The organism is Curtobacterium sp. NPDC087082 (assembly GCF_044745045.1).
Classification (GTDB): Bacteria; Actinomycetota; Actinomycetes; order Actinomycetales; family Microbacteriaceae; genus Curtobacterium.
The window spans coordinates 22,682-47,118 of record NZ_JBIUZN010000001.1 but is presented as its reverse complement, the minus strand read 5'-3'; the positions used below and the strand labels follow the sequence as shown (position 1 = coordinate 47,118).

Genomic DNA, 24,437 nt, shown 5'->3' with positions numbered 1-24,437 from the left:
GGGTCCGGCAGGCCCCACTGCCGGGTCTGACGACCGGATCAGCGTACCGCGTCAGTCCGCGACGGCCGCGATGCCCTCGATCTCGACGAGCTGGTCGTCGTACCCGAGGACGGTCACCCCGACGAGGGTGCTCGGCACGTCGTGGTCGCCCACGGCCTCGCGGACGACCTCCCACGCGGCCACGAGGTCGGCCTGCCGCGTCGACGCGACGAGGACCCGGGTCTGGGCGAGGTCGGCGATCCCGGCCCCCGCGGCGTCGAGCGCGGTGCGGAGGTTCTCGACGCACTGCGCCGCCTGACCGCGGACGTCGCCCACGGCCACGGTCCGGCCGTCGGCGTCGAGGGGGCACGCGCCGGCGAGGAACACGAGTCGGCTGCCGGCCGGCACGGACGCGGCGTACGCGTACTCCGCGACGTCGCTGAGGGCACCGGAACGGATGAGCTGCACGACACTGGTCACCCCGTCAGCCTCGCAGAGCCGACCGGGACGATGAAAGCCCCCCGGCGGACCGGAGGGCTTTCGTGCTGGTGTGACCCCAGCGGGATTCGAACCCGCGTTACCGCCGTGAGAGGGCGACGTACTAGGCCGCTGTACGATGGGGCCGTCACACATGGGAATCCCCCGCCCGGAAGCGGGGGTCATGGTCGTTGTCGGAGTCGGAGGCAAGCCACCTGTGGTGACCCCAGCGGGATTCGAACCCGCGTTACCGCCGTGAGAGGGCGACGTACTAGGCCGCTGTACGATGGGGCCGTTCCGACAACTCGACAAGTATTGCACAAGCCCGACGCCGTGCCAAAACGAGGCGTGTCGCCCGGGTGCGCCGCCATGCCGCGGCGGGACAACCGCCCCCGTCAGATCGTGAGGGACTCCCCGGGACGGAGGACGACGAGCGAGCCGGCGGGCTCCACGGCCTCGCGGAGACGACCGGTGTGCATGCCGTAGCCGACGTCGGAGAGCGTTGCCTCGTGCACGGGGTAGGCCAGGCGGGGCCCGACCGCGAGGACGTAGTCCATCATCTCGGAGACCTTGAGCCACGGGGCACCGACGGGTGCGGCGAGGACGTCGACCGGGACGTCGGGAACCGTGTAGGAGTCGCCCGGGTGGAAGAGCCTGCCGTTCACGAGGACACCGGTGTTGTCGACGATCGGGACGCTCGAGTGGATCAGGTTGTGACGCGTGCCGTGGAACGACAGGTCGAACGGGCCCACGGTGCGACGGTCCCCGGCGGTGACGACGTCCACCACGACGCCGTCCGCGCCGCCCGCGCCGCCCGCGTCGCTCGCGCCGGCGAGCGCCCGGGCGACACCGGCGGGGCCGATCACGACCGCCCCGGGGTTCGCGTCGAGGATCCGCCGGACCTGCTCGGGCGTGACGTGATCGGGGTGCTCGTGGGTGACGACGACGGCGACGACCCCGGTGACGTCGACGGGCCGGGTGAAGTTGCCCGGGTCGATGACCAGGCGCGCGCTGCCCTCAGTGACGATCTGGCAGGCGTGCTCGAGCTTGGTGACCTCCATGCGGGCGACCCTACGCGGCGGCGCGGCGGTGCGGCGCGGCTTGCGTCGAACCACGGAAGCGACGTCGAACCAGGCGCGGCGCCCGGTTCGATGTCGCGTTCGTGGTTCGGAGCTCGGCGATGCCACCGCCTACGCGCGGACGGCCCGGGGTGGCCCCGTCGTCGACCGCACCACGAGGTGCGCCGGGGACGCCGGCAACGGCCCCGCGAGCCCGCCGTCGACCTCGGCGAGCACGGCCCGCGCCGCGACCCGACCCTGGGCAACCGGGTCCTGGGCGATGGTGGTCAGCCCGGCGACCTCGCCGTACTCGTGGCCGTCGATGCCGATGACCGAGACGTCCTCCGGCACCGAGAGGCCCGCTCGACGCGCGGCGAGGACCACCCCGAGCGCCATCTCGTCCGACGCGCAGAACACCGCGGTCGGCCACGCGCCGTCACGCCCGACACCGCGGCGCCCGTCACGGCCGCCGAACAACGCCTCCCCCGCGTCGACGCCACCCGCGAAGGAGAACCGCCCGTCGAGGATCCAGTCCTCCCGCACCGCGATCCCCCGCGCGGCGAGGGCGTCCACGAACCCGTCCCGCCGCAGCCACGGCACCGCCACGTTCATCCCCGCCTCGTCCTGTCCGCCGACGTAGGCCACGTCCCGGTGTCCGAGTCCGCACAGGTGCTCGACGGCGATCCCGGCCACGGCGACGTCGTCCACGCCGACGTTCCGGAGGCCCGGCGCCGGACCGCCGATCACGATCATGGGGTGCCGCGTGAGTTCCAGTTCGGCGCGCTCGGTCTCGTCGAGCACGAGCGACAGCAGGACGAGGCCGTCGACCCGGTGCCGCAGCATCGACCGTCGGAACGCCCGGTCGCGGTCGCCGCCGGGTCCGCCGAGGTTGTACAGCACCAGGTCGTACCCGGCCCGCCGTAGTTCGGCGTCGACACCGCCGAGCGCCTTGACGTAGAACCACCGGTCGATCACCGGGACGACGACGCCGATCGCACGCTGCCGCCCCGTGGCGAGACCGGCCGCCGCCGAGCTCGGCACGTACCCGAGCTCGTCGGCGACCCGTCGCACCTCGTCGATCGTGGTGTCCGCGACCGTCGACATCCCACGCAGTGCGCGGGACACCGTCGACTTCGACAGGCCCGTGACGGTCGCGATCTCCTGGATGCCCATGGACGGTCCCGGGAGGCCCGTCACCCGTCCGACGGCCGCCGCACCTCGGCGACGGGGCCGGTCTGCGCTCGCGCGACCGTCGGCGCACTGCCCGCCCCGGGGAGCGCCGTGCCGGGCGCTGCTCCGGGGATCGGGGCAACGCGCCGCGTCCGAGCGGCCCGACGACCGGCGGGCGCCAGTTCGTCCCACCCGACGTGGCGGTGCACCCGACCGTCCGCCGCGGGCTGCACGGCGATGCGGGACGGGTCCGACCGCCACCCCGACGGACCGGCACCGGCCGCGGCGACCGGCGCCGTCGACGGCCGCGCGACCGAAGCGTGGACCGGCGCCGCCCCGCCGACACCGTCGGTCGAACGGGTGCGGCGGAGCACCGACACCCGCCACCGGTCGAGCACCACCACGCCGAGCACGCAGACGAGCAGCGTGAGCGCCCAGCCGAGCGCCGGGCGGCCGGTGAGCTCGCAGAACACCGTGGCCCCGAGGAACAGGATGCCGAACGTGCCGACGAAGCCGATGGCCTCCTCGATCCGGGCCGTGGGCCGGGTCGGTCCGCGCTGTGCCATGGTCGTCAGCCCTTCACGCCGCCGGCGGTGAGGCCGGCCACGATGCGTCGTTGGAAGATGAGCACGAGGACCACGAGCGGGATCGTGACGATCGTGCCGGCGGCCATCACCGCCGTGTAGGGCTCCTGGTGCGGCTGGGACCCGGCGAACGAGGCGATCGCCACGGTCACCGGCTGCGTCGCGTCGCTCGAGAGCTGGGAGGAGATGAGGTACTCGTTCCAGCTGGAGATGAACGCCAGGATCGCCGTCGTGAACACGGCCGGGGCGGCCAGCGGCAGGATGATCCGTCGGAACGCCTGCACGCGGGTGCACCCGTCGATGCGTGCCGCTTCCTCGAGGTCCCACGGCATCTCGCGGAAGAAGCTCGCGAGCGTGTAGACGGTCAGGGGCAGCACGAACGAGATGCTCGGCAGGATCAGCGCCTGGTACGAGCCCATCCACCCGATGTCCGTGAACAGCTGGAACAGCGGGGAGATGAGCGCGACGCCCGGGAACATCGACGCCGCGAGGATCGCACCGGCGATGAGCGACTTGCCCTTGAACTCGAGACGGGCCAGGGCGTACGCGGCGCTCGTGCCGACGAGCAGGGCGATGATCGTCACGACGCCGCCGATGAGGAGGCTGTTCGCGAGCGCCCGCCCGAGGTGGTTGCCGAGCGACGTCGAGAACGCCGTCGCGTAGTTGTCGAGCGTGACGTGCGTCGGCCACGGTGTGGCGTCGAACGTGAACCCGACGTCGCGGAAGCTGGTCACCACCATCCAGTAGAACGGCAGGAGGCACCAGACGGCGATGACGATGGCCTGCACGGCGGTGCGGATCCGCGGGCCGGTGTGGCGCTTGACCCGAACATCGCTGCGGTCGACGGCGATGTCGCGGGCTCGGGCGTTGGACCGGGGACGGTCGGCTGCGAGGGTCACTTGAGCTCCCCCTTCTGCTGGGCGGCCTGCGTCTGCACCACGTTGGCGCCGAGGAACCGCACGAAGACGAACGCGACGATGAAGATCACCAGGAAGGTGATGGTCGACAGTGCCGACGCGGAGTTGAAGCCCTGCCGGATCTGTTCGACGACGAGGATCGACAGGGTCGTGGTGGCGTTGCCGGAACCACCGCCACCGCCGGTGAGGATCGCCGGCAGGTCGTACATGCGCAGCGCGTCGAGCACGCGGAACAGGACCGCGACCATGAGCGCCGGCTTGATGAGCGGCAGGGTGATGAGCACGAAGCGCTGGACGGTGGAGGCGCCGTCCATCTTGCCGGCCTCGTAGACCTCTTCCGGGATGAGCTGCAGCCCCGCGAGGATGAGCAGCGCCATGAACGGCGTGGTCTTCCAGGTGTCGGCGATGATGACCGCCCACCGGGACGCCCACTCGCCGCTCGTCCAGAGGATCTGCTGCCCGAGGACGTGGTTGAGCACGCCGTTCGCGTCGAAGATGAAGTACCAGAGCTTCGCGGTGACGGCGGTCGGGATGGCCCACGGCACGAGGATCGCGGCACGGACGAGGGCGCGGCCCTTGAAGTTGCGGTTCATGATGATCGCCATCCACACGCCGATCACCGTCTCCAGGGCGACGGTGACGACCGTGAAGAAGAACGTGTTGCCCATCGACACCCAGAACTGGGAGCCGAGGCTGCCGGGTGGGCAGGTGACGTTCCCGCACTGCTGTCCGAGCCAGTGCACGTAGTTCGTCACGCCGGCGAAGCCGCCCTCGACGAAGAGCTGGGTCGCCTTGTCGAGACCCTGGTCGAGTTGGAACGACTGGATGATCGCGCTGACCACCGGGTAGCCGATGACGATGGCGAGGAGCACGATCGTCGGGCCGATGAGGTACACGGCCCATCGGCCGTGCTCGGCGTTGAGTCCGCCCTTGCGCCGCTTCTGCGGCTCCATGCCCGTCGGGTTGGGGATGGCGGCGGGGATCTCGGTTGCTGCTGACACGTGACGGCCTCCTTGCCGGGTGTCGGAACGCAGGATGGGACGGACGGGAGGCGCGGGGCGGGGTCGACCCGCGCCTCCAGTCCGATGCGGCGAACGCCGCGTACTCGGGTGCTAACTGCCGCTGCTGGTGGCCGTCTTGAGGGCCGCCTGCATGTCCTTCATCGCCTCGTCGACGCTCTTCGATCCCTTGAGCGCGGCGTAGGTGTTGTCCTGGATCGCCTTCGTCACGGCCGGGTAGAACGGCGTGACCGGGCGCGGCTCGGCCGACTCGATGGACTTGAGCAGGGTCGGCAGGTAGGGCAGCTTGCTCGTCAGCTCGGAGTCGGTGTAGAGGTCACCGACGACCGGGGCGAGGGAGCCCTGCGTGGCGAAGAACTTCTGCGTCTCGTTCGACTCCAGGAACTCGAGGAAGTCGTGCGCGGTCGCCTTGTGCTTCGAGTACACGCTGATCGCGGCGTTGTGACCGCCGAGCGTCGAGGCGCCGGTGCCGTCCTTGCCGGGGATCGGCGCGATGCCGAAGGTGTCCTTGACCGTGCTCGACCCGTCCGTCTTCGCGAGGCTGTAGACGTACGGCCAGTTGCGCAGGAACAGGAGCTTGCCGGCCTCGAAGGCGGTGCGGCCCTGCTCTTCCTGGTAGGTGATCGCCTCGGCGGGGATGTTGCCGTCCTTGAAGGCGTCGACCAGGTTCTGCAGGCCGGCCTTCGCGTCGGACGTGTCGACGTCCGGCGTGCCGCTCTTGCTGAGGACCGAGCCGCCGGAGCCGTTGATCGCCTCGGAGGCGTTCACGGTCAGGCCCTCGTACTTCGCGAACTGCCCGGCGTAGCACCCGATGCCGGCCTGCTTGGCGATGTCGCAGTCCTTCATCATCTCGTCCCAGGTGGTCGGGGGCGTCTTGACGAGGTCCTTGCGGTAGTAGAGCAGCGCGCCGTCCGAGGTCTGCGGTGCCGCGTAGAGCGTGTTGTTGTAGGTGGCCGTCTTGACGGTGGCCGGCAGGAGCTTCGACGTGTCGATCTTCATGCTGCCGGTGAGCGGGGTGAGCCAGCCCTTCGCCGCGAACTCGGCGGTCCAGACGACGTCCACGTCGACGACGTCGTAGTTCGCGTCCTTCGCCTGGAAGTGCTGCACGAGGTCGTCGTGCTGCTGGTCGGCCTGGTCGGACTGTTCCTTGAAGGTGACCTTCTCGTCGGGGTGGGCCTTGTTCCACTTCGCGATCAGGGGGCGGACGACGTTCGAGTTGTCCTTGCCCTGCACGTAGGTGATGGGGCCGCGGCTGTCCTGACCGTTCTTGGCGTCGTCCGACGCCGAGCTGCCGCTCGAGCACCCGGTCAGCACGAGGCCGATGACCGCGATCCCCGCTACGGATGCGAACCGCACTTTGGCGCGTGTTGTCTTCACAGTGTCGTCTCCACGTTGAGATCACCAGGCGAGGACCATCGGGTCGACGCTGCCTGGAGCAGGCGACGCTGCCTGCTGGAGGAGGAAGCTACGCCCGCTCTCAGCCGTTCGCAACCGGTTGCAAAGAATCCGTGACCTGCTCGTGACCACCGTGCGCCGTTCGCTTTTCGGGTGTGAGCGCTCACCCTCGTCCGGGCTCGTCAGCGCGGCCGTGCGGGGTTCCGCACGATCACCGCCAGCGGCCCCGCTCCCCGTTGTCGCCGCCGCGGCCTGGCACCTACCGTCCACACCATGGCCACCACCAGCACCGCTCGTGCACTCCCCGCACCCCGACGCGTGATCGACGTCGACCTCGACGCACCGCTCCCCCGCCTCGTCGCGGACGGCACGGGCTCGTCCGCGCTGGTGATCGGCTACCGCGGCGGGCGTCCGACGGGCACGCTCGATGTCGAGCTCACCGACGACCCCGCCGACGCCGCCCGTGCGCTCGGATCGCTGCGGGAGACCGTGCTCGCCGACGTCGAACCGGTGCCGGATGCCCTCCTGCCGACGATCTCCGTGGTCGTCTCGACGGTGGTGGATCGTGTCGAGGACCTCGGCGCACTGCTCGACGTCCTCGAGCACCTGGACTACCCCGACCACGAGGTGATCGTCGTCGACAACCGCGTCCGGGTACCCGCCGACGACCGGCTCCCGGCACTGCTCGCGGGTCGGGGCGTGCGCCTCGTGACGGAGCGCCGGCCCGGCCTGTCCGCCGGCCGCAACGCCGGGGTCGCGGCCGCCCGCGGCGAGGTCGTCGCGTTCACCGACGACGACGTGCGGGTCGACCCGCAGTGGTTGCGCGCACTCGGCGCGCGGTTCGTCCGCGAGGACGACCTCGACGCGGTGTCCGGCGTGATCCTCCCCACCGAGCTCTCGACGCCCGCGCAGATCTGGTACGAGGCGTACTACGGCGGGTTCAGCGGCGAGCGCACCTTCGCGCCCGTCACGATCGTCCCCGACGACGTCGCCGGCACGATGCGGCACGCGCGGGTGCAGGCGGTCCGCCCGGACGGGTCGGTCGTGAAGCACTTCGCCGTGTACGGCATCGGTGCCTACGGCGCTGGTGCGAACATGGCGTTCCGGCGGTCGGTGATCGACGCCGTCGGCGGGTTCGACACCACGCTCGGCGCGGGCTCCCCGGCCCGTGGCGGCGAGGACCTGGCGATGTTCATCGAGACGCTCTGGCGCGGTGGGCGCATCGGGTTCGAGCCGCGCGCGGTCGTGCACCACCGGCACCGGCAGAGCATCGAGGACCTGCACAAGCAGCTGCACGGCAACGGCGTCGGGTTCACCGCGCTGATGTGCGCCCTCGCCGCCAAGGACCGGCGGCACGTCGCGGTCCTCGCCCGGCTCGTGCCCGCCGCCGCGATGGTGAAGCTCCGCGAGACGGTCGGACGGCTGCGCACCGGCAGCGCACCGGCCCCCGCTGCCGTCGAGTCCGCGCCCGTCGGTCCCGCGATCCCCGCCGTCCCGGACGCCGGGGTGCCGCGGTCGTTGGCCTACCACGAGCTCCGGGGCTTCCCGGCGGGCCCGGCGGCGTGGTTCCGCAGCCGTCGTCGCTGGCGGGACGTCGAGGCCGGCCGGTTCCACGCCGGGTGACCCCGCGGGCGGTTCCACGCCCGACCCCCTCGGTCGGCGGACGCGTCGCTCCCTGCCCCGTAGGATCGGTGCAGCTGCCCGTACCGCGCGGGTCGGAGGAGGACGCATGCCGCTTGGGCCCACGCTCGTGCTCGAGCCCGTCACCGTGCCGACGTCCCACGCCACCACGGAGACGGCCGTCTGCGTGTGCGGCCACGCGCAGGACGCCCACGAGCACTACCGGCCGGGCAGCGACTGCGCCCTCTGCGACTGCCCGAGGTACCGCCGCCGCCGGTGACCGCTGCGGGAAACCGCCGCTTCCCCGCACCCGCCCCGGGACCGCCTTGTCGGTGTCCGGACGGCCCTGTTCACTCGAGACATGGCCAACTCCCCCGCGGCGCTCGCGTGCATCGTCCTCGCCCACGAGGACCCCCAGCACGTCCGACGACTCGTCGAGGCACTCGACCCGTTCCCGGTGTTCCTGCACGTCGACGCGCGGACCCCGGACGACGTGCACCGGGCGATGACCGAGGGGCTCCCCGACCGGGTCCGCCTCCTGCCGCGACTGCGGACGGGCTGGGCGAAGTGGGAGAACGTCGCGGCCGAGGTCTCCGGCTACCGTGCCGCCCTCGCCGAGACCGGCGCGCGCCACGTGGCGGTGCTGACCGGCAGCGACTACCCGCTGGCGAACCCCGCCGAGATCACCGCGCTGCTCGACGCCCACCGCGACCAGTCCTTCCTCATCCCACACCCCCTCCCGCACGCGGCGTGGGGCGCCAGCGGCGGGGTCGCGCGCATGCGGTACCCGCACTGGGCGTGGCGGAAGCACATGCTCCGCCTGCCGATCCCCCGACGGATCCCGCGTGACGTCGTGCTCACGGGCGGGTCGCAGCTCAAGGTCCTCAGCGCCGCGCACGCCGCCGCGGTCGTCGAGGTCGTCGATGCCCGTCCCGACCTGGTCCGCTTCTGGCGCCGCACCTGGATCGCCGACGAGTCGTTCGTGCCGACCGTGCTGAACTCCCCCGCCCTGGTCGACGGCTTCGCCGAGGACCACGTCCCGCACACCCTGTGGTTCATCGGCTGGGACGGCTCGAAGATGAAGAGCCCGCCGTGGCTGACGCTCCCCCACGCCGGTCGACTGCTCGAACGATGGACGACGGACCCCACCGCGATGCCGCACCTCTTCGCCCGCAAGTTCTCGACCGCTGCGAGCTCGGACCTGCTCGACCTCGTCGACCAGGCGTTCGGACTCCGACAGCACGTCCGGACCCCGGAGGTGGGTGTCTCGTGACCGTTCCCCAGACCCGCCGCGAGGCCCGCCACGCCGCAGCCACCCCGCCCGACGCCGACAGCACCAGTCGGAAGGCCGCCGCGGTCGAGGCCGCCGAGGCAGCGGCCGCCGTCGAGGCCGCCGCCCACACCGTCCCCGACACCGGCAGCACCGCGGTCCAGAAGGGCGCGTCCGTCCTGTTCGGCCGTGGCCTGCTGTACGTGGTCGTGTGGTCGATGCAGCTCGTCGTGAGCTCGCTGATCTCGCCGGTCCTCGCGCACCTCATGCCGCTCTCCGAGTTCGGTGTGCTCGCCTCGGCGATCGCGCTCTACCAGGCGCTCGTCGTGCTCGCGGTCGCGGGACTCGACCAGGCGTCCGTGCTGCAGCGCGCCGAGGACGGCGGTGACGACCGGAAGGCCCGCGGGCTCATCGCGGTCGGCATCGTCCTCGCAGCCGTCGTCACCGCGGTCGCCCTCGCCACGATCCCGCTCTGGGGCGACGTCGCCGGGTTCGTCGGCGAACACCCGATCCTGCTCGTCGCCGTCCTCTGGATCTTCCCCGCCGCGGTCGTGCAGCTCTCCCTCGCGATCCTGGTCGCCCAGGACCGCATCCGGGTCTTCGCGGTCACGAGCCTGCTGTCCTCGGTCGGCGGTTCGATCATCGGCCTCGGCCTGCTCGTGTTCGTGCACGCCGACGCCACGACCTACGCATGGGGCGGCGTGTTCGCCCAGGCCGCCGCGATGGTCATCGGCTTCGCGGCGACCCGGCCTCGCCTCGCCGGCCTGTTCGACCGCCAGACCACCGCACGGGCCTTCAAGCTCGGCGTGCCGATCGCCCTCGGCAACCTGTCCTACTTCGTGCTGAACGCCGGCGACCGGATCGTCGTGCAGCGGCTGCTCGGCCCGGACGAGGTCGCGCGCTACCAGATCGCTTACGTCGTCGGTTCCGCCGTGATCCTCCTGCTGACCTTCACGAACCAGGCGTGGGCACCGCACTTCGCGGCGCTCCGGGACGCCGTGGCCCGCCGACAGCTGGCCCTGCACGCCCGGGACCAGCTGTACCTGCTGCTCGCCCCGGTGCTGCTCGCGGTCACCCTCGTGTCACCGGTCGCGCTCCCGATCCTCGCGCCGGCGTCGTACCGCGTGCACGAGCTCACCGTCGTGGTCTTCATCGTGGCGCTCACGGCGTTCCCGGTGATCGCCAGCGGCGCGACCGGACGGCTCCTGCTCGTGGAGCGTCGCGGCGTCGCCGTCGGGGTGATCGCGGCCATCGCCGGTGCCGTCAACATCGGCGCGAACCTGCTGCTGGTCCCGCTGCTCGGCATCGCCGGTGCCGGGGTCTCCACGGTCTTCGCCTACATGGTGCTCGCGGCGCTGCAGCAGCTCTCGCTCCCCGACCGCCGTGAGTGGCGCGGCCCGCGTGCCCGGACGGTCCTCGTCCTGGCGGCCGTGGTGGTCGTCGCCGGGGTGTCCGTCCTCGTGCCCCAGGACCTCGTGTGGAACATCGTCCGCGTGGCCGGCGTCCTCGGCTGCCTGCCCTGGTTCATCCGCAGGCTCGCGATCGCCCGAGGAGGCACACCGTGACCCACGCCCCGGAACGCCCCGACCGTCGACTGCGGATCGCGGTCGTCACGAACGGGCTCGCCATCACCGGCGGGGTCGAGCGGTGCGTCCTCGAGGACACCCGCGAGCTCGTGCGCGCCGGGCAGGACGTCGAGGTCTGGCACCGCGGCCACCTCGCCCCGGGACCCGACGGCGCCGAACCCGGCAGCGACCAGTTCGCCGAGCTCGGGGTCGCCCTGCACCGCACCGGCAACCGGTTTTTCGGCCTCCGCAGCGCTGCCGGCGACGCCGCACGGTTCGTCCTCGACGGCCTCCGCCTCCGCCGCTCGCGCCCCGACGTCATCTGGCTGAACCGGCCCGAGCACCTCCCCTGGGGTCGTGTGGCGTCCGTGGTCTCCGGCGTCCCGCTCGTCGTGCACCTGCACCACGCGCCGAACTACCGACGCCTCGGGCCGATCGCCGGCGGCCGCACGCACTACCTGGCCGTCTCGCACGCGATGGCTCGTGCGTGGGCGGACGTGGGCATCCCGGCCTCGCGGATCACCGTCGTCCCGAACGGCGTCGACACCGCACTCTTCCCCGCGGCCACGCCGTCCGCGACAGTCCGCGCCCGCCGCACCCTCGGGCTCGACGACGACACCCGCACCGTCCTCTACTACGGCCGCCTCACCCGGTCGAAGGGCGTGCTCGCGCTGCTCGAGGCCTGGCGCCTCGTGCTCGAGCAGGACGCCGAACGCTACCGCGCCCGCGCGCCGCGCGCCGCCGTACGTGCCCTCACCCCCGCGCTCGGGCCCGCCAGCACGCACCACGCCACGCAGCCGCACCACCCGCCCGTGCTCGTGCTCGCCGGAGCGGCCGACCCCGACGACGCCGATGACGTCCGACGCGCCGTCGCGTCCCTCCCCGCCGGCTCCGTCGTGCTCCTCCCCGAGCGGGACGACGTCGTCACCCTGCTCCACGCCGCCGACATGGTCGTCGTGCCCTCCATCGAGCCCGAGGGCTTCGGCCGGGTCGTCGTCGAGGCGATGTCCGCCGGCCGCCCGGTCGTCGCCGCCGAGAGCGGTGGCACGGGCGAGATCCTCGCCGGCGAGTGGGCGACGTCGACCGTCGACCCGACCGACCCCGAGGCGCTCGCCACCAAGGTCCTCGACACCCTCGACCGCGCCGACCGCGACCCCTCCCTCGGCGAGCGCTGCCGCGCCTGGGTACGCGACCACTACGGCCGCGGACCGCACGTGGCCGGTCTCCTGCGCGCCCTGCTCACGCACGCCCGTCACTGAAGCCCAGGAGGCGCGGCTCCCCCTGGCACCGCCCCTCCCGTCCGTCGCGTGCCCGCGCCCGTGTCGCCTTCTCCTCGCCGCCTGACCGTTCCGGTTCGCGATCCCCGGCGATCGCGAACCAGAACGGTCACACCTCCCGTCCAGAACGTGCTCTCCCCGCGCGATGCCCGCCCGTTCCCCCAGGCGTCCGCCCGCCGGTACCGCGCCGCCCGCCGCGATGAGGTCGCGCCCACGACGACGGTCACCCGCGGCGGCACGCGCCGCACAAGCGTGCGAGGTCGCGCGCACGGTGCAACGGCTCACGGGCCGCACCGCGCGCGGAACCTCGCACGCTGCGCCCGCGATCCTCGCGAACGCACGGACGGGGGGGGGGGGGGGGGGGGGGGCCCCCCCCCCCCCCCCCCCCCCCCCCCCCGCGGCCGCGGGCGGCCGGGGGGCGCCCCCCCCCGCGGGGCGCCCCCCCCCCCCGCGGCGCGCGCGGGGCGCCCGCCGCGCCCCCCCACGCCCCGGGGGGGGCGGCCGGGGCCCCCGCCGCCGCCCCCCCCCCCCCCGGGGGGGGGGGCCCCCGCGCCCCCCCCGCCTCCTGTCTGTCTGCAGTCGCGTCAAGCGATCCGCTTGAACGCCTTGTCGACGTAGCGGTCGACCGTTGCCCGCGCTTCGCGCGCGTAGCGGTCGATCGACGCGGTGCGCTCCGGGTCCGGTGCGTACTCGCGGCCGAGCCGAGCGGTGGCCGCGGCGAGGACGCCGTCGGTCAGCTGCGGGTTGAGCGGCAGGATCGGCCCCTGCGTGTGCGTGCCGAAGGAGTTGCCGACGATCGCGCCCTCGACTGGGGCGCCCGCCTGGTTGCCGCCGCCGGAGACGACGTCGGCGAACGGCCGGACACCGGCACCGAGCTCGATGCGCGTCGCGTGGTCCTCGAAGCCGGCGAGGCGCGTCGGGGCTCCGGGGAGCAGCGGGTACGCGGTATCGAGCACGAAGTAGTTCACCCGACGCTCGGCGCCGCGGACGGCACGCGCGTCGAAGACCCCGAAACCGGTGACGGGAGCACCGTCCGTCGGCACGACCTCGGTCGTGGCGAGGTCGAACCCGCCGCCGACGGCAACGACCGGCACCCCGGCAGCGGCGAACTCGCGGAGCGGCGCACCGATGCGTGCGATGTCGTCACCGAGCGACCGCATCGCGCTGAGCGGTCCGTTGCCGATCACGACGACGTCCGCCGCGGCGGGGAGCTCGTCACCCGGCGCGTACTCGAGCACCTCGGTGGCGATGTCCGCGGCTGCGGCACGACGGACCAGGGCCGCCACGTTGCCACGGTCGCCCGAGACGCCCATCTGGCGGGGGTAGACGTGCAGGATGGTCAGCCGGTCGGCCGTCATGCGGTCTTCTCCATGTCCGGGTGGCCGAGGGCCTTGCGGGCGATCATCATGATCTCGTAGTTGACGATGAAGTTCTTCGTCCCGGAGGTCGTCGAACCGAGCTGCTCCATCTGCTTGATCGCGGCCTCGACGTCGGGCTCGACCCGGCCGATGCGGACACCGGCGTGCTCGAGGGCGATCGCGATCTGCCAGGCCTTGTCGCCGGAGACGACGTCGACGTGGTCGAGCTTCGAGAAGTCGATGTCGTAGATCCAGGAGATGTCCGGCGTGCCCTCGTCGATCGCCATGAGCACCTGTTCGGGGTGGTCCGGCAGGGCGTCGAGGTTGAGCTGGAGGCTCGCGGCGTTCTTGAACATCGTGAACTCGGCGGACTCGCCCGCGATGGGGAGTCGCTCACCACGTCCGTACGCCGGCTTCATCGTGCCGAAGGCCGTCGTCACGGCGTCGGCGCGGAACTGCGCACCGAGTGCGGCACTCGCCGTCGCGGTGGCCGCTGCCGCGTCGACGGCGTAGTGCAGCCCGCGAGCCGGCAGGCGGACGGGGATCTCGGCACCGTCGAAGCGGATGGTCGCACCGTCGCCGGTGTTCACCACGACCTCGGCGTCGGCGACGTTCGGCACGGCGTCCTGCCGGTCGAAGTCGTCGGCGTTCTGCAGGCCGTTCGGTGCGGCGGCGACGACCTCGGCGCTGGCACCGAAGCGCAGCACGCGCTGGCCGTCCGTGCCGACGTACGCGTCGAGGAACTGGTCGTCACGGTTGGTGACGACGTTCGCGGTCGACAGGGCCGCGGTGTCGAGCATCATCGTGGCGACGCGTTCGGTCTCGAAGAACCGGTAGAGCTGGTCGACCTGGACGTTGAGCATCGTCACGGTGGACGGCGACAGGATCCCGGCGAGCTCGACCGCGAAGGCCTCGTCCACCTCGAGGATGCCGATGTCCGCCTTGAGCTTGCCGGTCAGCGACACCTCGGACAGCAGCGCCGAGGCGATGCCCTGCGGCAGGTTCGCCCCGGACGGGTTCGTGAAGACCCGCAGCCCGTGCGCCCGCACGATGTCGGAGATCATGTGGGTCGTCGTCGACTTGCCGTTCGAACCGAGCACGAAGACGACGCCGTTCGGGAACTGCGCGGTGACGTGCTGGAGGAAGTTCGGCACCAGCTTGAGCACGATGTACCCGGGGTAGGCGGATCCACCGCCCCGCGCACGTGCGAGGGCGCGGAGGATCCGCCCGACGAGGATCGGGATGACGAAGCGCATCGGCCTACTCGAGGTAGTCGCGCAGCGACTGCGACCGCGACGGGTGGCGGAGCTTCGCCATCGTCTTGGACTCGATCTGACGGATGCGCTCACGCGTCACGCCGAACGTGTCACCGATCTGGTCGAGGGTCTTCGGCTGGCCGTCCCCGAGACCGAAGCGCATGCGGATGACGCCCGCCTCACGCTCGGAGAGGGAGTCGAGCAGGCTCTCGAGCTGCTTCTGCAGCATCGTGAACCCGACCGCGTCGGCCGGGACGACCGCCTCGGTGTCCTCGATCAGGTCGCCGAACTCCGAGTCGCCGTCCTCACCCAGCGGGGTGTGGAGCGAGATGGGCTCGCGGCCGTACTTCTGCACCTCGACGACCTTCTCCGGGGTCATGTCGAGCTCGCGGGCGAGCTCTTCCGGAGTGGGTTCGCGACCGAGGTCCTGCAGCATCTGGCGCTGGACGCGGGCCAGCTTGTTGATGACCTCGACCATGTGGACCGGGATGCGGATCGTGCGGGCCTGGTCGGCCATGGCACGGGTGATCGCCTGACGGATCCACCAGGTGGCGTAGGTCGAGAACTTGAAGCCCTTGGTGTAGTCGAACTTCTCGACCGCACGGATCAGGCCCAGGTTGCCTTCCTGGATGAGGTCGAGGAACTGCATGCCGCGGCCGGTGTAGCGCTTGGCGAGCGACACGACCAGGCGGAGGTTCGCGCCGAGCAGGTGCGACTTCGCGCGCTGACCGTCACGGGCGACCCAGCGCAGCTCGCGCTCTTCCGGCTTCGAGAGCCCGGTCGAGTGCTGCAGCTTGTCCTCGGCGAACAGGCCGGCCTCGATGCGCATCGCGAGCTCGACCTCCTGCTCGGCGTTGAGGAGGGCGACCTTGCCGATCTGCTTGAGGTAGTCCTTCACCGGGTCGGCGGTGGCACCGGTGATCGTCGTGGAGTAGACCGGCGCCTCGTCGTCGTCGGACTGCGAGATGACGAGCGCACCCGCGGCGACCGCTGCTGCGGCGTCCGGCTTGGTGTCCTTCTCGTCGGTCTCGGTGTCGGCGTCGTCGGTCGCGTCGGCCTCGGCGACCGGGGTCTCCTCGTCGATGTCCTCGTCGTCGTCGGCCTTCTTCTTCGCCTTCGGGGCGGCCTTCTTCGGGGCGGCCTTCTTGGCGGTGGTCTTGGTGGCGCGCTTCTTCGGCGCGGCCGTCCCCTCGGCTTCCACAGCGCTCTCTGCTGCGGTGCCCTCGGGCTCGGTGTCCTTCGTGGGATCGATCGTCGTGCTCCGGGCAGCCATGCGATCACCTCTCTCGTCGTGCCACGTTCGTGGGGTCGTGGCCTCCCTCGCCGCCCAGGGCCTGCGCCGCGGTCTCCCGCGTCATCAGGTCCTACCGTTCCGGGCAGCACTAGGACCCATGTCAAGTCCCCCGGTTTCTGCGGCGCACTGGAGTGCTCCGAGACACAGGAGGCCCGAACGGGTCCGCGTTCATTATTGCACGCTCCGCTTCCGCAGGCGCGCAACGAGTGCAACCCAGAGCGGCCCCACCCGTATTCCGTCCTGGGCGTGCAGCACCCGGCGCGTGCGGCGACGGGCGTGCAGCAGCATCACGACGCCGATCCCGACCACGACGTACTGCACGGTGAGGGCCAGCCGGAAGTTCGTCCACGCGAACACGGTCTGCCCCGACGCCGACGACGCGACATCGAGGATCGTGCCGATCAGGAACATCATCACGAACGCGGCGAGGAACCCGCCGACGTTGACCACGCCGTTCGCCGACCCGAGGGAGCCGACGGGGTTGAAGGACCGCGCGAAGTCGAACCCGATGAGCGAGCCCGGACCGCCGATCCCCATCACGACGACGAGCACGATCAGCAGCCACGTGGGCGGCTGTCCGGGCCACACGAGCACGGCGGTCCACACCACCGCGAGGGCGACGACGATCCCGAGCACGAGGTTCGACCGCCGCAGCGGGAACCGGGCGCAGAGCACGCCGAGCACCGGCCCGACGACGAACCCGGTGACGACGATCACGGTGAGGAAGCCGGCCGCCTCGGACGGGGAGTACCCCAGCCCGCGCAGCATCGGGACGCCCCAGAGCAGCGAGAAGACCGTTCCGGAGGACTGCGTGACGTAGTGGGACCAGAAGCCGAGCTGGGTACCGGGACGCCGCAGCGCGTGCCCGAAGGTGTGGAACGCGCCCCGCCAGGTGTGCGGCAGCGGGATCGTGTCGGTGCGCACCGGCACGGGGCCGTTCCGGACGAAGACGAACGCCAGCACGAGCCCGACGGCACTCGCGGCCGCGGCGACGCCGAACGCCGGCGACCACCCCGCGGTGTGCAGCAGCACGGCGAACGGGAACGCCGACAGGATCTGCCCGACCTGGCCGAGGTTGCCGGTCCACTGCGAGATCTGCGGCAGGATCGGCCCGCTGAACCACATCGGCACGAGGCGGATCACGGAGATGAAGGTCATCGCGTCCCCGGCGCCGACGAGGACACGCCCCGCGATCGCCGGCCCGATGGTGGGCGACACCGCCACCACGGCCTGGCCGGCGACGAGCAGCGCGGCCCCCAGCAGCACGAGTCGGCGCGGCCCGACGCGGTCGAGGGCGATCCCCACCGGGATCTGGAGTCCGGCGTAGACGGCGATCTGCACCACCGCGAGCGTCGACAGCACCGCCGCCGACACCGCGAAGCGGTCCTGCGCGTCGACCCCGGAGACACCGAGCGAGGACCGCTGCACGACCGCGAGGACGTACGCCAGGACCGCGACGCCCCACACGAGGAAGGCGCGGCGGGAATTCACGTCACCAGGCTAGCGGGGGCGGCACCGCCGCCAGGACGGGCTGTGGAGAACGTGACGAGCGGGGCCGACGGGTGTCGCGCCTCCCGTCCGACGGTCCAGGAGGCGCGACCCGCCTCCGCCACGTCGGTGCGGCTGATCGGTACGGCTAGTCGCCGCTCGCGTCGCCGTCGGTGCGGCGGTCCGCCAGGAAGCGTTCCAGCTCCGCGGCGATCGCGTCCGCAGTGGGGACCTGCCCGTCGACGCCGGTGAGCGGCGACGCGATCGGGTTGCCCTCCATGTAGGTGTCGTGCCGTTCCTCGAGCACCCCGACCAGACGCTGCAGCTCCTCGTTGCCGGCGACCTGCTCGTCGACGCGGGTGCGGAACTCGCGTCCTTCTTCGCGCAGCTCGTCGGAGGGGAAGATGAGGCCGGTGGCGGCGGAGATGCCGGAGAGCGCGGCGACGGCAGCGTCCGGGAACTCGGTGTCGGACAGGTAGTGCGGGACGAGCAGGACGAGTCCGGTGACCTGTTCGCCGAGCTCGGACAGCCGGTGCTCGACGAGGTGCAGGACGTTCGCGGGCGCCTGGGTCTCGGGCTTCCAGACGCTCATCTGCTCGACGAGGTCGGCGCGCGTGCCGGAGACGGTGAGGCTGATCGGGCGCGTGTGCGGGACGGGCATCGGGATCGACTGGACCCAGGTGGTGTCGGCGACCCGGAGCTGGGCGGCGAGGTCGGTGACCGCGCGGACGAACCGGTTCCACTGGAAGTCCGGCTCGTACCCGGAGAGGAAGAGGAACGGCTGGCCGATCTCGTCGCGCACGAGGTGCAGCCGGAGCCGCGGGGGCTCGACGGCGGCGATGTGGTCGTGCTCGAAGGTGATCACCGGGCGGCGTGCACGCCAGTCGAGCAGGACGTCCGGGTCGAACTCGGCGACGAGCTCCGTCTCGAGGTCGTCCAGGACGGCGGTCGTCACCTGCGCCACGGCCGAGCCGGCGTCGGCGAACCCGGTGAGTCCGGCGACCAGGTGCAGCCCCTCGGGGACGGACGGCGCGTCCTCGGCGAAGGTGTAGAGCTCCTCGGGGTGGTTCACCGTCCCCATGCTAGGCGGGGAGCCGGTGTCCCCCGGTGCCGGGCGGCCACGCCGACAGCGAACACCTGCTGGATAGGGTTGGGGCATGGTCCGACCGACGCTCTCCACTGACTCCTCCGCTCCCGCCTCGATCTCCGCCGACGTCCTCGTGCTCGGTGTCCGGCCCGGGTCCGACGGCGCTCCCGCGACCATCGCGACGCCCGCCACGACGCCGTTCTCCGCGCTCGACGGCATCGACCTCGCTGCCATCGGTGCGACCGGTGCGAAGGACCAGCTGGTGCGCATCCCCGCCGTCGGTGTCGACGCGCAGGGCATCGCGCTCATCGGGCTCGGCTCCGGCACCGACGCAGCGGCACTCCGCTCGGCCGCCGGCAGCGCGGTCCGCCAGCTCCCCCTCGCGTCGTCGATCGTCCTCGCGCTGCCGACCGACACGACCGAGCTCGTCGACGCCGCGCTCGAGGGCGCCGCGCTCGGTGCCTACTCGTTCACCCGACACAAGGGCGCCGGCACGACCGGTCCCGCACGCGGGGACCAGCAGGTGACCGTGCTGGCACCCTCCGCCGCGGCCGACGCCACCGTCCGCCCGGCGATCGTCGGCGACGCCGCCACGCTCGTGCGCGACCTCGTCAACACCGCTGCCGGTGACCTCGGCCCGGCGGACGTCGCCGACGTCGCCCGTGCGCAGGCCGAGGGGCTCCCCCTCACCGTCGAGGTCCTCGACGAGACCGCGCTCGAGGAGCAGGGCTTCGGCGGCATCCTCGGTGTCGGTCGCGGCTCGGAGCGCCCGCCGCGGCTCGTCGTCGTCCGGTACGCGCCGGAGTCCGCGACGAAGCACCTCGCACTCGTCGGCAAGGGCATCACGTTCGACTCGGGTGGTCTCTCGCTCAAGCCGGCCGCCTCCATGCTCGGCATGAAGACCGACATGACGGGTGCCGCCACCGTCCTCGCCGCGACCGTCGCCGCCGCGCGTCTCGGACTCGACGTCCGCGTCACCGCGTGGCTGTGCCTGGCGGAGAACATGCCCTCCGGCTCGGCGACGCGCCCCGGCGACGTCCTCACGCTGAAGAACGGCAAGACCGTCGAGGTCACGAACACCGACGCCGAGGGCCGACTCGTGCTGGGTGACGGCATGGCCGCCGCGTCGCTCGAGCAGCCCGACGCCATCGTCGACGTCGCGACGCTGACCGGGGCGCAGGTCGTCGCGCTCGGCGACCGCACCACCGGGCTCATGGGCAGCGACGACCTCGTCGCGCAGGTCCGCGCGGTCGCCGGGGCCGTGGCGGAGCCGATCTGGCCGATGCCGCTCCCCGAGGAGCTCGACGCCCGACTCGCGAGCGAGGTCGCCGACATGGTCAACGCCACCGTCGGCAACCCGGCGGGCGGCATGCTGCTCGCGGGCAAGTTCCTCGAGCGCTTCGTCGGCGAGGGCATCCCGTGGGCGCACCTCGACATCGCCGGTCCGTCGGAGAACAAGGGCGGCGGCTACGGGTGGCTCGGCAAGGGCGCGACCGGCGCCATGGTCCGGACGCTCATCTCGCTCGCAGAAGAGCTCCAGGCCAAGTAGTAGGTTTGACTCCGGCGGGACGGCGCGCTCGACGCGCCCCCGCCGGAAACCAACGGGACGGGACCGGAACCATGCGGTCCGACCGTCGGACGCCGCCGCCGCGGTGTCCAGTGGGGCCCGATCGGTCCCGACACGCACGAGGGAGTTGCACCAGGTGACGGAACAGACTTACGACGTCGTGGTCCTCGGTGGCGGCAGTGGTGGCTACGCCGCTGCGCTCCGGGCCGCCGAGCTCGGCATGAGCGTCGCGCTCATCGAGGGAGACAAGCTCGGGGGGACGTGTCTGCACCGCGGCTGCATCCCGACGAAGGCGCTGCTGCACGCGGCCGAGGTCGCCGACGCGACGCGCGACGCCGAGAAGTACGGCGTCATCGCCGAGTTCGCCGGTGTCGAGGTCCCGAAGGTCATCGAGTACCAGCAGGGCGTCATCTCGTCGAAGTACAAGGGCCTCCAGGGGCTCATCAAGGCACGCGGGATCACCGTCGTCGAGGGCTGGGGCCGCCTCACCTCGCAGAACACCGTGCAGGTCGGCGACCAGACCGTGACCGGCAAGAACATCGTGCTCGCGACCGGCTCCTACTCGAAGTCGCTCCCCGGCCTCGAGATCGGTGGTCGCGTGATCACCTCCGAGACCGCCCTACGCATGGACTACGTGCCGAACAAGGTCGTCATCCTCGGTGGTGGCGTCATCGGCGTCGAGTTCGCCAGCGTCTGGAAGTCCTTCGGTGCCGAGGTGACGATCGTCGAGGCGCTCCCCCACCTCGTCCCGGCCGAGGACGAGTCGATGTCGAAGCAGCTCGAGCGCGCGTTCCGCAAGCGCGGCATCGAGTTCTCGCTCGGTGTCCGGTTCCAGGGCGTCGAGCAGCACGAGAACGGCGTGGTCGTCACGCTCGAGGACGGCAAGACCTTCGACGGCGACATCCTGCTCGTCGCGGTCGGCCGTGGCCCCGTGACGCAGAACGTCGGCTACGACGAGGTCGGCGTCGCGATGGACCGCGGGTTCGTCACCACGAACGAGCGCCTCGCCACGAACATCCCGAACGTGTACGCCGTCGGCGACATCGTTCCGGGCCTGCAGCTCGCGCACCGCGGCTTCCAGCAGGGCATCTTCGTCGCCGAGGAGATCGCCGGGCTCAACCCGGTCATCATCGAGGACAAGAACATCCCGAAGATCACGTACTCCGACCCCGAGGTCGCATCGGTCGGTCTCTCGCAGGCCAAGGCCGAGGAGCAGTACGGCGCCGACAAGGTGGACTCGTACGAGTACAACCTCGCCGGCAACGGCAAGAGCCACATCATCGGCACGTCCGGTTCGGTCAAGGTCGTCCGTGTGGTCGACGGCCCCGTCGTCGGCGTCAGCATGATCGGCGCCCGGGTCGGCGAGCTCATCGGCGAGGCACAGCTCGCCGTGAACTGGGAGGCCTACCCCGAGGACGTCGCGCCGCTCGTCCACGCGCACCCGACGCAGAACGAGGCACTCGGCGAGGCGTTCCTGCACCTCGCGGGCAAGCCGCTGCACGCACTGTGAACACCATGACCACCACCACGAACCACCCCTGCGAAGAGGAGTCCACCCGATGAGCGAATCCGTCAACCTCCCGGCGCTCGGCGAGAGCGTCACCGAGGGCACGGTGACCCGATGGCTGAAGAACGTCGGTGACCGGGTCGAGGTCGACGAGCCGCTGCTCGAGGTCTCGACCGACAAGGTCGACACCGAGATCCCGTCGCCGATCGCCGGCGTCGTGGAGGAGATCCTCGTGCAGGAGGACGAGACCGTCGAGGTCGGCACCGCGCTGGTGAAGATCGGCGACGGGTCGTCCGACGGTGGTTCCTCCGACGGTGGCTCCACCGAGTCGGACGAGTCCTCGAACGAGGCCGCTGCCGACGCCGAGGAGCCCGAGGCAGCGCCGAGCACAGAGCAGGAGTCCGAGACCCCTGCCCCGGAGCCGACCGAGCCCGAGCCGGCCCCCGCCGGTCAGACGCAGCCCGCTGCGCCGCAGGCTCCGGCGGCACCGCCCGCCGCCGCTCCGGTGCCGCAGGCCGCTCCGGTCCCGCCGCCCGCCGCTGCCCCGCCGGCAGCGGTCCCGGCTCCGGCTGCCGCTCCGGCTCCGGCTGCCGCCTCGGGTGGCTCGGCCGCCAGCGCCTCGGTGCCGAACCCGACGCAGGACGCCTCGGCCTCCGGCTACGTCACCCCGCTCGTGCGCAAGCTCGCGAACGAGCAGGGTGTCGACCTCTCGACCGTCACCGGCTCCGGCGTCGGCGGACGCATCCGCAAGGAAGACGTCCTCGCCGCCGCCGAAGCCGCTGCGAAGGCCCCGGCCGCCGGTGGTTCCGCCGCTGCGGCCCCGGCCGGCCCCTTCGTCGCCGAGGTGTCGCCGCTGCGTGGCACCCGCGAGAAGATGACCCGCCTCCGCAAGGTCGTCGCCGAGCGCGCCGTGCAGTCGATGACCTCGACCGCGCAGCTCACCAGCGTCGTCGAGGTGGACGTGACGAAGGTCGCGCAGTTCCGTGACGCGCACAAGGCCGAGTTCCTCGAGAAGACCGGTTCGAAGCTCTCCTTCATGCCGTTCTTCGCCCTCGCGGCGTCCGAGGCGCTCAAGGCGCACCCGAAGATCAACTCGACCGTCGAGGGCGAGGAGATCGTCTACCCGGAGACCGAGAACGTCTCCATCGCGGTGGACACCGAGCGCGGCCTGCTCACCCCGGTGATCAAGGACGCGGCGTCGCTGAACCTGGCGCAGTTCTCGCAGTCGATCGCGGACCTCGCCGAGCGCACCCGCAACAACCAGCTCAAGCCGGACGAGCTCGCGGGTGGCACGTTCACGCTGACGAACACCGGTTCGCGTGGCGCGCTGTTCGACACCCCCGTGGTGTTCCTGCCGCAGTCGGCGATCCTCGGCACGGGCATCGTGACGAAGCGTCCGGCGGTCGTGAAGGTCGACGGCCAAGAGGCGATCGCGATCCGTTCGTTCGTGTACCTCGCGCTGTCGTACGACCACCGCATCATCGACGGCGCCGACGCGTCGCGCTACCTCGTCGCGGTGAAGAACCGCCTCGAGGAGGGCAACTTCGGCCCGAACCTCGGGTACTGAGCCCAGCGCTCGTCGTACTCCGGACGGCCCCGATCCCACCGTGGATCGGGGCCGTTCCCCGTTGCTGGCGTGTTCAGCCGATCGTGAAGACCACCGCCGCGGTCAGTCCCGCCGCGACCACGACCCCCACCAGCGCGCGTCGGAGCGGCAGCCGTCTCCCACCGCCGATCGGGAGGCCGTGCTCGACGACCTCGCGCAGCGCCGTCTCGAGGGAGCCAGCCGGCCCCGGTGGCATCGACGTGCGCTCGGGCAGTCCGACGAGCAGGTCGTCCGACGGCCGTTCCCAGCGGATCGGGCGCGGCGCTGCGGCCGCTCGGACCACCGCCAACGCCGCACGCACCGCCGTCGTGTCGCCGTCGAGGGCCTCGGCGAGGGCACCATCGACGGCCGGACGGTCCGGCGCGCGTGCGTCGGTCCGCTCCCACACCAGCCGGGCCGCGAGGACCAGGACCCTCGCGCCGCTCTGGTCGGACCGACGGACGCCGTCCGACCCGGGTGGCCGGTCGCACAGCACGACCGCACCGGCATCGTCCACCAGGACGTCGTCGAGCCCCGCGGAGCCGATCTGCACCGCGCCGGACCGTTCGATCACTGCGAGCTCGAGCATCGGGACGGTGAGCGTCACGGCGACACCGGTGGTCGGCGTGCCGAGGGTGTCGAGTGCCGCGGACAGCACCGTCCCCGCGGGACGGAGGACATCGACGGCGAGCCGTCCGTCCGCCAGTCGGCCGACGTCGACGACCGGGACGAGGTGCCGCGCCGAGGGGTCCGGGGCGACGGCGGCGCGGTCGGCGACCCAGGCGAGCAACGGCTGCTCGTCGTCCACCGCGTGCCACCGGACGTGATCGGGGAGCGTCTGCATCCGGACAGCCTGGCCGGGCCCGACCAGCCTCCGGCGGACGGAACGCCGTCCTGTGGAGAACGCTGTTCGCCCACAGCCAGAGCATCGACGGTCCTCGGAAGTCGGGACAGGCCGTATCCT

General features: G+C 72.0%; 21 protein-coding genes and 2 tRNA genes. 8 read left to right on the top strand and 15 right to left on the bottom strand.

Annotated elements, in window-relative coordinates; translation table 11 throughout:
* Nucleotides 1-51 precede the first annotated feature (51 nt).
* From ACIPEP_RS00215 to ACIPEP_RS00175, 9 genes are all read right to left on the bottom strand, one after another.
* Complete coding sequence (locus tag ACIPEP_RS00215) at nucleotides 52-459, bottom strand: RidA family protein (RefSeq protein WP_175475873.1); 408 nt, start codon at nucleotides 457-459, stop codon at nucleotides 52-54.
* Nucleotides 460-530: 71 nt separating this feature from the next.
* Nucleotides 531-603 (bottom strand) — tRNA-Glu (locus tag ACIPEP_RS00210).
* Nucleotides 604-674: 71 nt separating this feature from the next.
* Nucleotides 675-750 (bottom strand) — tRNA-Glu (locus tag ACIPEP_RS00205).
* A gap of 101 nt (nucleotides 751-851) precedes the next feature.
* Entirely contained in the window at nucleotides 852-1,517 is a 666-nt protein-coding gene (locus ACIPEP_RS00200; protein ID WP_402716129.1) for an MBL fold metallo-hydrolase, read from the bottom strand.
* Nucleotides 1,518-1,646: 129 nt separating this feature from the next.
* Entirely contained in the window at nucleotides 1,647-2,687 is a 1,041-nt protein-coding gene (locus ACIPEP_RS00195; protein ID WP_092386715.1) for a LacI family DNA-binding transcriptional regulator, read from the bottom strand.
* A gap of 20 nt (nucleotides 2,688-2,707) precedes the next feature.
* Complete coding sequence (locus tag ACIPEP_RS00190; RefSeq protein WP_402716128.1) at nucleotides 2,708-3,250, bottom strand: hypothetical protein; 543 nt, start codon at nucleotides 3,248-3,250, stop codon at nucleotides 2,708-2,710.
* A gap of 5 nt (nucleotides 3,251-3,255) precedes the next feature.
* Nucleotides 3,256-4,068, bottom strand: a complete 813-nt coding sequence (locus tag ACIPEP_RS00185) for a carbohydrate ABC transporter permease (protein WP_374475467.1) — start codon at nucleotides 4,066-4,068, stop codon at nucleotides 3,256-3,258.
* A gap of 95 nt (nucleotides 4,069-4,163) precedes the next feature.
* Nucleotides 4,164-5,138, bottom strand: coding sequence for a carbohydrate ABC transporter permease (locus tag ACIPEP_RS00180; protein ID WP_402716684.1), 975 nt, complete (start codon nucleotides 5,136-5,138; stop codon nucleotides 4,164-4,166).
* 159 nt (nucleotides 5,139-5,297) lie between these two features.
* The gene (locus ACIPEP_RS00175; RefSeq protein WP_402716127.1) at nucleotides 5,298-6,560 is read right to left on the bottom strand and encodes an ABC transporter substrate-binding protein; all 1,263 of its coding nucleotides are present in this window, start codon (nucleotides 6,558-6,560) and stop codon (nucleotides 5,298-5,300) included.
* Between the two features lie 312 nt (nucleotides 6,561-6,872).
* On the opposite strand from ACIPEP_RS00175, the gene ACIPEP_RS00170 reads away from it, so the two are divergent.
* The 5 genes from ACIPEP_RS00170 to ACIPEP_RS00150 all read left to right on the top strand — a co-directional run bounded on the left by ACIPEP_RS00170 (nucleotide 6,873) and on the right by ACIPEP_RS00150 (nucleotide 12,313).
* Nucleotides 6,873-8,222, top strand: a complete 1,350-nt coding sequence (locus ACIPEP_RS00170) for a glycosyltransferase (RefSeq protein ID WP_402716126.1) — start codon at nucleotides 6,873-6,875, stop codon at nucleotides 8,220-8,222.
* A gap of 106 nt (nucleotides 8,223-8,328) precedes the next feature.
* A complete protein-coding gene (locus ACIPEP_RS00165; RefSeq protein ID WP_156794728.1) occupies nucleotides 8,329-8,499 on the top strand; it encodes a hypothetical protein in 171 nt (56 codons plus the stop codon).
* Nucleotides 8,500-8,580: 81 nt separating this feature from the next.
* Complete coding sequence (locus tag ACIPEP_RS00160; protein WP_261646391.1) at nucleotides 8,581-9,492, top strand: beta-1,6-N-acetylglucosaminyltransferase; 912 nt, start codon at nucleotides 8,581-8,583, stop codon at nucleotides 9,490-9,492.
* The gene (locus tag ACIPEP_RS00155; RefSeq protein WP_402716125.1) at nucleotides 9,489-11,054 is read left to right on the top strand and encodes a lipopolysaccharide biosynthesis protein; all 1,566 of its coding nucleotides are present in this window, start codon (nucleotides 9,489-9,491) and stop codon (nucleotides 11,052-11,054) included. The genes ACIPEP_RS00160 and ACIPEP_RS00155 overlap by 4 nt, the downstream gene beginning before the upstream one ends.
* Complete coding sequence (locus tag ACIPEP_RS00150; RefSeq protein ID WP_402716124.1) at nucleotides 11,051-12,313, top strand: glycosyltransferase family 4 protein; 1,263 nt, start codon at nucleotides 11,051-11,053, stop codon at nucleotides 12,311-12,313. The genes ACIPEP_RS00155 and ACIPEP_RS00150 overlap by 4 nt, the downstream gene beginning before the upstream one ends.
* Before the next feature lie 602 nt (nucleotides 12,314-12,915).
* On the opposite strand, the gene ACIPEP_RS00145 is transcribed toward ACIPEP_RS00150, so the two are convergent.
* The 5 genes from ACIPEP_RS00145 to ACIPEP_RS00125 form a co-directional block, all read right to left on the bottom strand.
* Nucleotides 12,916-13,689, bottom strand: a complete 774-nt coding sequence (locus tag ACIPEP_RS00145) for a type 1 glutamine amidotransferase (protein WP_402716123.1) — start codon at nucleotides 13,687-13,689, stop codon at nucleotides 12,916-12,918.
* Nucleotides 13,686-14,945, bottom strand: coding sequence for a MurT ligase domain-containing protein (locus ACIPEP_RS00140; protein ID WP_402716122.1), 1,260 nt, complete (start codon nucleotides 14,943-14,945; stop codon nucleotides 13,686-13,688). Before ACIPEP_RS00140 ends, ACIPEP_RS00145 begins: the two co-directional genes overlap by 4 nt.
* Nucleotides 14,946-14,949: 4 nt before the next feature.
* On the bottom strand, nucleotides 14,950-16,218 hold the full coding sequence (locus ACIPEP_RS00135; protein WP_402716121.1) for an RNA polymerase sigma factor: 1,269 nt from the start codon (nucleotides 16,216-16,218) through the stop codon (nucleotides 14,950-14,952).
* A 192-nt stretch (nucleotides 16,219-16,410) separates the two neighbouring features.
* Nucleotides 16,411-17,730 carry a nitrate/nitrite transporter gene (locus ACIPEP_RS00130; protein WP_402716120.1) on the bottom strand — a complete coding sequence of 440 codons (1,320 nt, stop codon included), beginning with the start codon at nucleotides 17,728-17,730 and terminating at the stop codon, nucleotides 16,411-16,413.
* A 145-nt stretch (nucleotides 17,731-17,875) separates the two neighbouring features.
* The gene (locus ACIPEP_RS00125; RefSeq protein ID WP_070418794.1) at nucleotides 17,876-18,808 is read right to left on the bottom strand and encodes a proteasome assembly chaperone family protein; all 933 of its coding nucleotides are present in this window, start codon (nucleotides 18,806-18,808) and stop codon (nucleotides 17,876-17,878) included.
* A 76-nt stretch (nucleotides 18,809-18,884) separates the two neighbouring features.
* Between ACIPEP_RS00125 and ACIPEP_RS00120 the strand changes: the two genes are divergently transcribed.
* From ACIPEP_RS00120 to sucB, 3 genes are all read left to right on the top strand, one after another.
* A complete protein-coding gene (locus tag ACIPEP_RS00120) occupies nucleotides 18,885-20,363 on the top strand; it encodes a leucyl aminopeptidase (protein WP_071295247.1) in 1,479 nt (492 codons plus the stop codon).
* A gap of 154 nt (nucleotides 20,364-20,517) precedes the next feature.
* Entirely contained in the window at nucleotides 20,518-21,891 is a 1,374-nt protein-coding gene (gene lpdA / locus ACIPEP_RS00115) for a dihydrolipoyl dehydrogenase (RefSeq protein WP_070418792.1), read from the top strand.
* Between the two features lie 49 nt (nucleotides 21,892-21,940).
* Nucleotides 21,941-23,455 (top strand): 2-oxoglutarate dehydrogenase, E2 component, dihydrolipoamide succinyltransferase, encoded by a 1,515-nt coding sequence (sucB, locus tag ACIPEP_RS00110; protein WP_092387436.1) that lies wholly within the window; start codon nucleotides 21,941-21,943, stop codon nucleotides 23,453-23,455.
* A gap of 73 nt (nucleotides 23,456-23,528) precedes the next feature.
* Here the strand turns inward: sucB and ACIPEP_RS00105 are convergent, their stop codons facing one another.
* Nucleotides 23,529-24,317, bottom strand: a complete 789-nt coding sequence (locus ACIPEP_RS00105; protein ID WP_402716119.1) for a hypothetical protein — start codon at nucleotides 24,315-24,317, stop codon at nucleotides 23,529-23,531.
* Nucleotides 24,318-24,437 lie beyond the last annotated feature (120 nt).